This window comes from Kitasatospora sp. NPDC091257, from assembly GCF_044757675.1.
Taxonomy (GTDB): domain Bacteria; phylum Actinomycetota; class Actinomycetes; order Streptomycetales; family Streptomycetaceae; genus Kitasatospora; species Kitasatospora lactacystinica.
In genome coordinates this window covers 1-8,180 of sequence record NZ_JBIVVI010000301.1, presented here as the reverse complement: position 1 = coordinate 8,180, position 8,180 = coordinate 1, and the positions used below count along the sequence as shown (strand labels likewise).

General features: G+C 73.8%; 11 protein-coding genes and 1 pseudogene. 6 read left to right on the top strand and 6 right to left on the bottom strand.

Annotated elements, in window-relative coordinates:
• Nucleotides 1–212 (bottom strand): hypothetical protein (locus tag ACIQOV_RS16385; protein ID WP_401049098.1); only part of this gene is annotated, 212 nt, incomplete at its 3' end.
• Complete coding sequence (locus tag ACIQOV_RS16380; RefSeq protein WP_401049096.1) at nucleotides 187–882, bottom strand: type III effector protein; 696 nt, start codon at nucleotides 880–882, stop codon at nucleotides 187–189. The genes ACIQOV_RS16385 and ACIQOV_RS16380, both read right to left, overlap by 26 nt.
• Before the next feature lie 109 nt (nucleotides 883–991).
• Here ACIQOV_RS16380 and ACIQOV_RS16375 point away from each other — a divergent pair, with 109 nt between their 5' ends.
• From ACIQOV_RS16375 to ACIQOV_RS16360, 4 genes are all read left to right on the top strand, one after another.
• Complete coding sequence (locus ACIQOV_RS16375) at nucleotides 992–1,426, top strand: Hsp20/alpha crystallin family protein (protein ID WP_401049094.1); 435 nt, start codon at nucleotides 992–994, stop codon at nucleotides 1,424–1,426.
• Nucleotides 1,427–1,553: 127 nt separating this feature from the next.
• On the top strand, nucleotides 1,554–1,907 hold the full coding sequence (locus tag ACIQOV_RS16370) for an STAS domain-containing protein (RefSeq protein ID WP_401049092.1): 354 nt from the start codon (nucleotides 1,554–1,556) through the stop codon (nucleotides 1,905–1,907).
• On the top strand, nucleotides 1,904–2,308 hold the full coding sequence (locus ACIQOV_RS16365; RefSeq protein WP_401049091.1) for a DUF2267 domain-containing protein: 405 nt from the start codon (nucleotides 1,904–1,906) through the stop codon (nucleotides 2,306–2,308). The genes ACIQOV_RS16370 and ACIQOV_RS16365 overlap by 4 nt, the downstream gene beginning before the upstream one ends.
• A gap of 52 nt (nucleotides 2,309–2,360) precedes the next feature.
• Nucleotides 2,361–2,762, top strand: coding sequence for a DUF2267 domain-containing protein (locus ACIQOV_RS16360; RefSeq protein WP_401049089.1), 402 nt, complete (start codon nucleotides 2,361–2,363; stop codon nucleotides 2,760–2,762).
• 454 nt (nucleotides 2,763–3,216) lie between these two features.
• Here ACIQOV_RS16360 and ACIQOV_RS16355 read toward each other — a convergent pair whose 3' ends face one another.
• The 4 genes and pseudogenes from ACIQOV_RS16355 to ACIQOV_RS16340 all read right to left on the bottom strand — a co-directional run bounded on the left by ACIQOV_RS16355 (nucleotide 3,217) and on the right by ACIQOV_RS16340 (nucleotide 5,901).
• Nucleotides 3,217–3,453, bottom strand: coding sequence for a DUF6296 family protein (locus tag ACIQOV_RS16355; protein WP_401049087.1), 237 nt, complete (start codon nucleotides 3,451–3,453; stop codon nucleotides 3,217–3,219).
• A 269-nt stretch (nucleotides 3,454–3,722) separates the two neighbouring features.
• Nucleotides 3,723–4,439 carry a proton-conducting transporter membrane subunit gene (locus tag ACIQOV_RS16350; RefSeq protein ID WP_401049085.1) on the bottom strand — a complete coding sequence of 239 codons (717 nt, stop codon included), beginning with the start codon at nucleotides 4,437–4,439 and terminating at the stop codon, nucleotides 3,723–3,725.
• A 279-nt stretch (nucleotides 4,440–4,718) separates the two neighbouring features.
• Nucleotides 4,719–5,042, bottom strand: a complete 324-nt coding sequence (locus tag ACIQOV_RS16345) for a plasmid stabilization protein (RefSeq protein ID WP_401049083.1) — start codon at nucleotides 5,040–5,042, stop codon at nucleotides 4,719–4,721.
• Between the two features lie 2 nt (nucleotides 5,043–5,044).
• A pseudogene (locus ACIQOV_RS16340) lies at nucleotides 5,045–5,901 on the bottom strand (SDR family NAD(P)-dependent oxidoreductase).
• A gap of 120 nt (nucleotides 5,902–6,021) precedes the next feature.
• On the opposite strand from ACIQOV_RS16340, the gene ACIQOV_RS16335 reads away from it, so the two are divergent.
• Both ACIQOV_RS16335 and ACIQOV_RS16330 read left to right on the top strand, forming a co-directional pair.
• Nucleotides 6,022–6,708, top strand: coding sequence for an HAD family hydrolase (locus ACIQOV_RS16335; protein ID WP_401049081.1), 687 nt, complete (start codon nucleotides 6,022–6,024; stop codon nucleotides 6,706–6,708).
• Between the two features lie 10 nt (nucleotides 6,709–6,718).
• Entirely contained in the window at nucleotides 6,719–7,447 is a 729-nt protein-coding gene (locus ACIQOV_RS16330) for a class I SAM-dependent methyltransferase (protein WP_401049079.1), read from the top strand.
• Nucleotides 7,448–8,180 lie beyond the last annotated feature (733 nt).

The following is an 8,180-nucleotide window of genomic DNA, read 5'->3' as shown; positions in this document are numbered from 1 at the left end:
GTGTCGGGGCCCTGCGGGGGCCAGGGCTGGGTGGCGAGCCGGCGGCGCAGGGCGTCGAGGCGGGCGAGGCGGGTGTCGAGGACGGTGCGGGCCGCGGTGCTCTGTTCGCGGATCCGCAGTTCGATGGCGGTGAGGCGGTCCTCGATGTGCTGCCACCGGTCCTGGGCCAGGGCCGGGGTCGAGTGGTCAGGCGCGTCGTTGGTCACTGTCATGGCGGAGGCGGTCGGTGCGGTCGGTGAGGTCGTCGAGGCGGGCGGCGAGGTCGGGATGGGCGTCACCGAGGTGGGGGCGCATACCGGTCAGGGGCGCTATGAGGTCGGCCGGGTCGGTGGCGCCGAGGGCGGCGGTGAGGGCGTCCAGGGCGGGCCCGGCTTCGGGGGTGTGGCCGGGGGCGGCGGCGATCCGGGCGGCCAGGACGCGCAGGCCGGCGGCGTGGTCGCGGGCCCAGGCGTCGACGGCGCGGTCGGCGGCACGGCGGTCGCGCACGGCCTTGACCCGTTCCGCGCCGGTAGCGGTGGCGTCGGTGGTGTCGGTGGTGTCGGTGGTGGTGCGGGCGGGGCGCAGGCGCAGGTAGCGGTTCTCGGCGGCCTGGCGGCTGGCGACGCCCATGGGTTGGGCGAGGTCGGCCCAGGTGGCGCCTGCGGCGCGGGCGGCCTCGACCATCGGGGCCTCCCAGTCGGCGAGCTGGGTACGCACCTCCCGCAGCAGCACGAGGGCGGCCAAGGCCTGCTCGGCACCGCCTCCCGGTACGCCGTGGCCTGCGGGACGGCCGGGTTCCCCGGCCGTGCGCACGGCGTCGTCGATGGCCGCGAGCGCCGCGGCGGCGGCGAGGAAGGAGACCGGCTCGGGCCTGGCTGCGGGCTTCGGGGGCTTTGCGCTCATGCGGTCATTCTATGGACGACGCGCAGCAATTGTCATCGGATGGATGACGTGCTACAACGGTGTCAGGTGAAGCGCACTGGCACCCAACGATCAATGGAGGTGTTTCGCGATGCTGCTGCGCACTGACCCGTTCCGCGAGCTGGACCGGCTGACCCAGCAGTTCCTCAACACGACCGGTACCTGGTCGCGGCCGACGCCGATGCCGATGGACGCCTACCGCGCGGGCGAGGAGTACGTGATCTGCTTCGACCTGCCCGGGGTGGACCCGCGGGCGATCGACATCGACGTCGAGCGGAACATGGTGACCGTCAAGGCCGAGCGCCGTCCGCACCGACAGGGTGACGACGTGAAGTGGGAGCTGTCCGAGCGCCCGCTCGGTGTGTTCTCCCGGCAGGTCATGCTCTCCGACACCCTCGACCCGGAGGGGATCACCGCCGACTACGACGCCGGCGTGCTGACCCTGAAGATCCCGGTCGCCGAGAAGGCCAAGCCCCGCAAGATCGCCATCGCCCACGGCGACGGCCACAAGCAGATCCAGGCCTGACCTCTCCCCGAGCCGTCCCGTGCCGCCCCGCAATCCCCCCGGCGGCGCGGCACGGGACACCCCGGCCCTGGCCTGACCTTCCGGACACGCCCGCGCCCCGCGGGACCAACGGACAGCGAGCCGCCCCATGACCACCCCGGCACCACAGTTCACGGTGAGGGTGTGCGGCGAGATCGACCTCGACACCGCCGCGGACCTGCGCCGCGAACTGTCCCGCGCGCTGGTGGACCACCGGCAGGTGGTGCTCGACCTGTCACAGGTGACGTTCATGGACTGCTCGGGACTGAATGTCCTGCTGGAGGCCCGCAACCAGTCCGACCGAAACGGGGGGCACCTGGCCCTGCGCGGCATCTCCCGCCCGGTGGCCCGGCTCCTCGAACTGACCGGCCTGACGACCTGGCCGGCCCCGGCGCCGTGCCCGCCCGGCCGCACGGCCCAGACCCGGCGTCCGCCGCCGATCGGAGGGAGGAACCCGCAATGACACTGCACTGGGAGGCGTTCCTGGACCAGGTCCGGGAACGCGGCGAATACGACACAGCCCAGGAAGCCGAACACTGCGCGCACGTCGTCCTGGCCCTGCTCGGCGCACACCTGGTCGGCGCCGTGCGCTCGGACCTTGCGGCCCGCCTGCCCGAGACGCTCGCCCTGGTCCTGCTCAACCCGCTGCAGGCCACCGAACCGCTCAGCCCCGAACGGTTCGTGCGCGCCACCGCCGCCTGGATCGAAGGCGCCACCGAAACCACCGCCTTGTGGGACATCGGCGCCGTCCTGTCCACCGTCGCCGACGCCGCCGGCGACCAGCTCATGGAACAGGTCCTGCTCCAACTGCCGCCCGGCTACGACGTGCTCTTCGGCCGCCCCGCCGCCGGACAACACCCCTGACCCCCATCACGGCCGCCCCGGCGCGGCGGCCCACGCCTGGAAGGCCACCCCCATGACCCGGCACCGCCACCTGATCCAGCAGGTCCGCACCCTCGGCCGCTACCCCAGCGACGACGAAGCCGAACGCGCCCTCGCCGCCGTCCTGGCGCTGCTCGGCTCCCAGCTCACCGGCGACGAACGCTGCGACCTCGCCACCGCACTCCCCGAGCGGGCGCGCGCTGTCTTCGCTTCCCAGATCCCCCTGCCCCAACCGGTCTCGGCCCCCGCCTTCGTCGAAGCCGTCGCCGACGCCCTCGGCACCACCCTCGCCGCCGCCCGCTGGGACACCTCCACTGTCCTGGCCGCCCTGACCGACCTCGCCGACGACCACCTCACCGACCGCATCCTTCACCAACTGCCCCACGGCTGGGCCCTGCTCTTCGGCCGCGCCGACCTCACCCCAATCGCGGCCTGAACCGCCAACCATGACGTGGCGGCGACCGCGCATGCCCAATCGACCGGCTCACCTCGTCGGCCGGGACCTCCGCGACGGCCCGTTTCCAAGGCCAGGGCTCGTCACCACTCCCCGGGTGACCCGACCGCGGGCGCGGCCGTGCTGCGGAGCCGGCCGGGTGTCGCGCCCGCTGGACCAACGCCGGCCGCCGACGGACCGACCGGACCGGGGGCGGGATGTCGCGGGCTGCTGTCCGGGCCGGAACCACCGGCCGCGCCGGAAGATGTCGACGGCCTCGTCCACCGCGCCATACGCGAACCTGCGCACCCCGCCAACCCACCGGAGCGCGGACCGGCGAGCGGCCGTTCGAGCCCGTCTGCTTTCGCCAAATCGCCACGGTGTGCCCGGACGGGCCGCCGGAGTCCCGAACCATCAGGTTCCAGACACTGCTGCCTTGCCCACAGGGGTCGCCCGCTCAGGGCATCGGGACGGCGTCCAGGCAGGGGTGGCGGCCGTCGTATGCGGCGGGCGCGGACAGTACGGTCGCCACGTCGCCGTCGATCCGCATCCGCCACTGGCCGGAGGCGTCCGTCCAGACGTGGCCACCGCTCGGGGCGACGTCTTCGCTCAGGTGCACCGGGAGCACCGTGGGCCGGGCGTGCGCGCCGACAGGTCCGGGCAGCGTCACCGCGTAGCGCCGGTGAACGGACATGGCCACCACCTCTCGTGGCTCGGGCGCCCGGGCACTGCCTCCAGCCTGCCCGGGTGCACGCCCGGCTGTCCAGGCGCGGGCCTCGCGCCCTTTCTTTGGCCACGCTCACCTCGGCGGGCCGCCCGCCACACCTGCGGGCCCGCACACCCCGCACGGGGGCGCCGGGTTCTCGGGGCGCCATCGGCCTCTGGCCGCCTGCCCCACCGTACGCCGCACGCCGGGAGCGCGGGCCGGCAGTCACGGTGTCCGTTCTGCGGGCAGGACGATCGTCATGGCGCGCGGCAGGGTGCGCTGCGGGGAACGGATCTCGGGTTCCTCGCCCTCGCCGGTGGTCTCGTCCTGGTCCGGTCGACTGCGCGGGGCGGGGCCGATGCCGAAGAAGATCCGCAGGGCCGCGCGGAGAGCGGCGGCGCCGGTGACGGCGGAGGCGGCGACGAACACGGCGGGCAGCCACGGCTGCCACCGGCCGCGGCGTCCTCGCTCAGGGCCTTGCCGAGGCCCGTGCCGAACGGCGGCATCCCGGCCAGGGCCAGGGCGCCGGCCACGAACAGCACGCCGACTGTGCGCAGGTCACGTGCCTTGCCGTGCGGGCCGTGCTCGTCGACGGAGCCGTAGCGGTCCAGCAGGACGCCCGTGAGGGCGAACAGTGCGGCCTTCACCAGGCCGTGCGCGGCGACGTACACCGCGGTGCCGGTGGCGCCGTCGGGGGTGAGCAGGGCGACGGCGATGAGGAACAGGCCGACGTGGCTGATGGTGGAGAACGCGAGCAGGCGCTTGAGGTGGCGCTGCTGCCAGCACATCAGGGCCCCGAGCAGGGCGGTGAGAAGGCCGAGGGCGGTGAAGGTGGTGCGGAAGGCCTGGTGGGGGATGCCGCCGGGGCCGGAGAAGACGGTCCAGTAGATGCGGGCGATGCCGTTCCCCAGGCCGTTGTTCGATTGCCGGCCGCCTGGCGACACCGCGACGCAGGCGGCGCCTCCACGCGCCATCCAGGGCCCAGCCGTGTCATGGGCTCCAGGTCAATCGGGAGGCTCCGGCGGGCGGGGGTGCCCGGGTTCCGGCGGTGCCGGTTCCGTCGGCTCGCGCGGGGCGGGCGGGGCGGGCGGTTCGGGCGGAGGCTCGGGCGAGCCGGGAGGCGCGGGCGGATCCGGCGGCACCGGAGGCTCGACCGGCTCCGGCGGACCGGGCGGCCGCGGGGGCTCGGTCGGTGGCAGGGGGTTGGTGTCGGGGTCGGGCGGTACGGGAACGGTACCCACGGTCACCAGCTCCTATCGGCCCAGGGCGTGTTCGAGTTCCTTCTTGTTCATCTTCGAGCGGCCGTGGACGTTGCGCAGCTTGGCCTCGTTGTACAACTGCTCGTACGTGGGACCCTGCGAGCCGCTGTGCGAACGCAGACCACCTCGACGGGACGACGAGATGTCCTTCACCGAGCTGCGGCTGGCGGTCTTCGACTCCCCGTGCCGGGCCCTCTCCTTGTTCACGGTGCGCGCGGCGATCTCCTTGGCGCGCTTCTCGCTCTCACCGCGCTCCAGCGCGCTGTCCTTGATGTGCTCGTACTGCCGCTCCCGTTTGGGAGTCGATCCGCGAGGCATGATCAGACACTCCTTTCCGACGACTCCGGGGCGCGTGTTCCCCGCATCCGTGAGAGGAACCCGCCACCGGCGCCGGGCAAACCGGCTTGCACCCGTCCGGCCGCGCGACGCCCCGCGTCGACGAGGGCGCCGAAGGCGTGCGCCACCTGCTGCTGGGGGCTGCGGTCCCGGGCCCGGTCGTCGAACCGGCCGTGCGCCCCGAAGTCCCGCCGGGCATCGACCGGCTCGAACAGGTTGTCCGGGTCTGTGGCGCGGCGCCGGCGGTCTTCCTGCTGGGAGCCGAAGCCGGTGCGGGCCGGGTAGCGGTCCAGCAGCCCGGGCACGACGGCGTTCGCCACCAGGGTGGCCACCGTGCTGCCGCCGACCCAGTACTCGCGCCGCCCGGGGTGGTCGGCCGCGTACAGCACGGCACGGGCGGCGACCTCGGGCTGGTAGATCGGCCGCACCGGCTGCGCCCGGTTGGGCAGTCGGGAACGGACCCAGTCGAACTGCGGGGTATTGACGGCCGGCATCCGCACCATCGTGGTCCGCACCCGCGCGCCGGAGGCGAGCAGTTCGCAGCGCAGCGCCTCGTTGACGCCCTGGATGGCGTGCTTGGCGCCGCTGTAGGCGCTCTCTCGGCCCGTTCGGCGTCGGCTTCCACCGCGTCCGTGTCGGCGACGTCGGCCTCGATGGCGATGACCTTGGCGGCGCCGGCCAGCTTGGCCTCCCGCGCGGCCGCCTCGAGGCCGGTCCGGCCGCGGGCGATCAGCGCGAGCCGGTCCCCGTGGGCGGCGAATGCCTCGGCGCAGGCGCGGCCGATGCCGCCGCTGGCCCCGGTGATGACGACGGTGCGGCATGCAGCTTCCATAGGTTCCATGCTGCTCCGGGTTTCCCGGAGACGGCGAGGCAAACGGTCCGGCGCCGCGTGCGTGGCCGGTTGTCGGGTCGTAGCGTCGACAGGGTGGACCTACCCAGGGCGTGAACGAAGGAGGCCTCGATGCCGGCCGCAGCACTGTTCGATGTCGACGGCACACTGCTCGACACCAGCTACTGGCACACCGTCGCCTGGGCCGAGGCGCTCGGCCAGTTCGGCCACACCCCGGCGATGGCCCGCATTCACGGGGCGATCGGCATGGGCGGCGACCAGCTCCTCGACCACCTGCTGGGTGAGGACCGCGACCGCGAGCAGGATGAGGCGATCAGCGCGGCACACCAGGCGCTCTTCGCCCGCTTCTGGCCGCGCCTGCGCGCCTTCGACGGCGCCGGCGGCCTGCTGCGGGAACTGAAACGGCGCGGCTGGACGATCACCCTCGCCTCCTCCGCCTCAGCACGCGACCTTCAGGTGATGCGACGCGCGCTGGACGCCGACGACGCGATCGACCATGCCACCAGCGCCGACGACGTCGAGGCCAGCAAGCCCGCCCCCGACCTCGTCCACGCCGCCCTGGCCAAGTCCGGCGCCAAGCCGGGCCAGGCGCTGTTCATCGGCGACACCCCCTGGGACGTCCAGGCCGCCGCCGGGGCCGAAGTCGCGTGCGTGGCGGTACTGTCCGGCGGCTTCGGCGAACGGGCTCTGCGAACGGCCGGAGCCCTCGAAGTCCACCGCGACGTCGGCGAACTCCTCACCCGCCTCGACAGCAGCGCTCTCGGAGACCCGACCCGCTACACGACGCAGCCCGGTTAGCCGCCCGGACGTGGGCGACACCGGCGGCTACGCGGTCTCCGCGGAGTTCTACGACCTCCTGCAGGCCGAGACCGACCGCCGTCTGGCCGAGCGGCGCTTCGCCCCGGCCGCCACCCGGGCCCGCCACGCGGTCCTGGATGTCGGCGCCGGCACCGGCATCGTCACCGAGGTCCTGCTGCGCGCCTCCAGCGTGCCCGTCCACGCCGTCGAACCGGCCCCGGCCATGCGCGCCGCCCTGCTGTCGCGCCTGGCCCACCTCGGGGCGGACCAGCGCGCCCGCGTCACCGTGCACCCCGAGCCCCTCGCGGCGGCAGGCCTGACGGCCGTGGCGGACCTCGCCGTCGCCTCCAACGTGATCGCCTGCCTGGATCCCCCGACGAGGCGCGCCACCTGGAGGGCGATCTCGGCCGCCCTCCTGCCGGGCGGCCTGCTCCTGTTCGATCCGCCACCCGCCGACCTGACCGGTGGGTGCGAGACGATGGGACGGCTCGGTCCGGTGCGGGTGGGCCCCGACCTGTACAGCGCCGACGTCACCCGCCGACCCGACCGCGGCATCCTGCGCGTGGTCTTCACCTACCGCGTCCAACGCGGGCAGGAGCTGCTGCGCGAGGCTCGGGAGGCGTTCGACATGTGGCCGACCCCGCCCGAGCGTCTCACCGAGGAGCTCGAAGCCGCAGGACTGCACGTTGTGCAGGCCCCTGGATCCGGCCTCGTGGCGGCTCGCCGCCCCGCTTTCTAGACAACCCCGACCTTGCCCGCCTGCGGGTATCACATTCCGGGCGCCATGCCGCTGGACGACCCACAGCACGAGCGTTTGACTGGCACTCTGATGGATCCACCAGCCCGGCTACGCACGGATACACAGCCGCGCTGTGGGTCGGCTCGATCTTCCATGGCCGGAAGGACTGAGCCGTCCGGCCCCCTCGCGCGAGCATGCCGTCAGAGTCGGCATCATCCGCTCGGCCAGCCCCACGCACCGCCCACACGCCACGGCGAACAGGCCGCGGGAATCGCACCGCGGCTTCGATCCCGTGCCGCACCCGATCAGTCGCCTGTCTCTCCTGGCGGTGTTCCGCCTGGTGCCCCGCCACCCTCGTCAGCCGGTTTCTCACCGGATGCCGGCGTGCAGCGACCGCCGCTGTCCCCCTCACCACCGTCACCTACGGCTGACTGGTCGCCACCGGCCAGGGCCCACCCCACACCGATGGTGACCCATCCACTCACCCTCCGAGCCGGGCCCTTCGGGGCTCGGCTCGGGTGGTGAACGGGGGGCTCGGCTCGGAGTCCTGCGGACGCTCGTGAAGCGCATCCCGTCGACGGGCGTGGCCGGGCGGCGGCCCCGGCCACTCGGACCGGGGCCGCGGCCAGGGGGTGCGGTCGACGACGGACGCTCAGCCAGGGGTGATCCGGCCGCGCCAGCCGCCCTCCTCCCGGCCCTCGTGCTCGATGAAGTCCTTGAAGCGCCGCAGGTC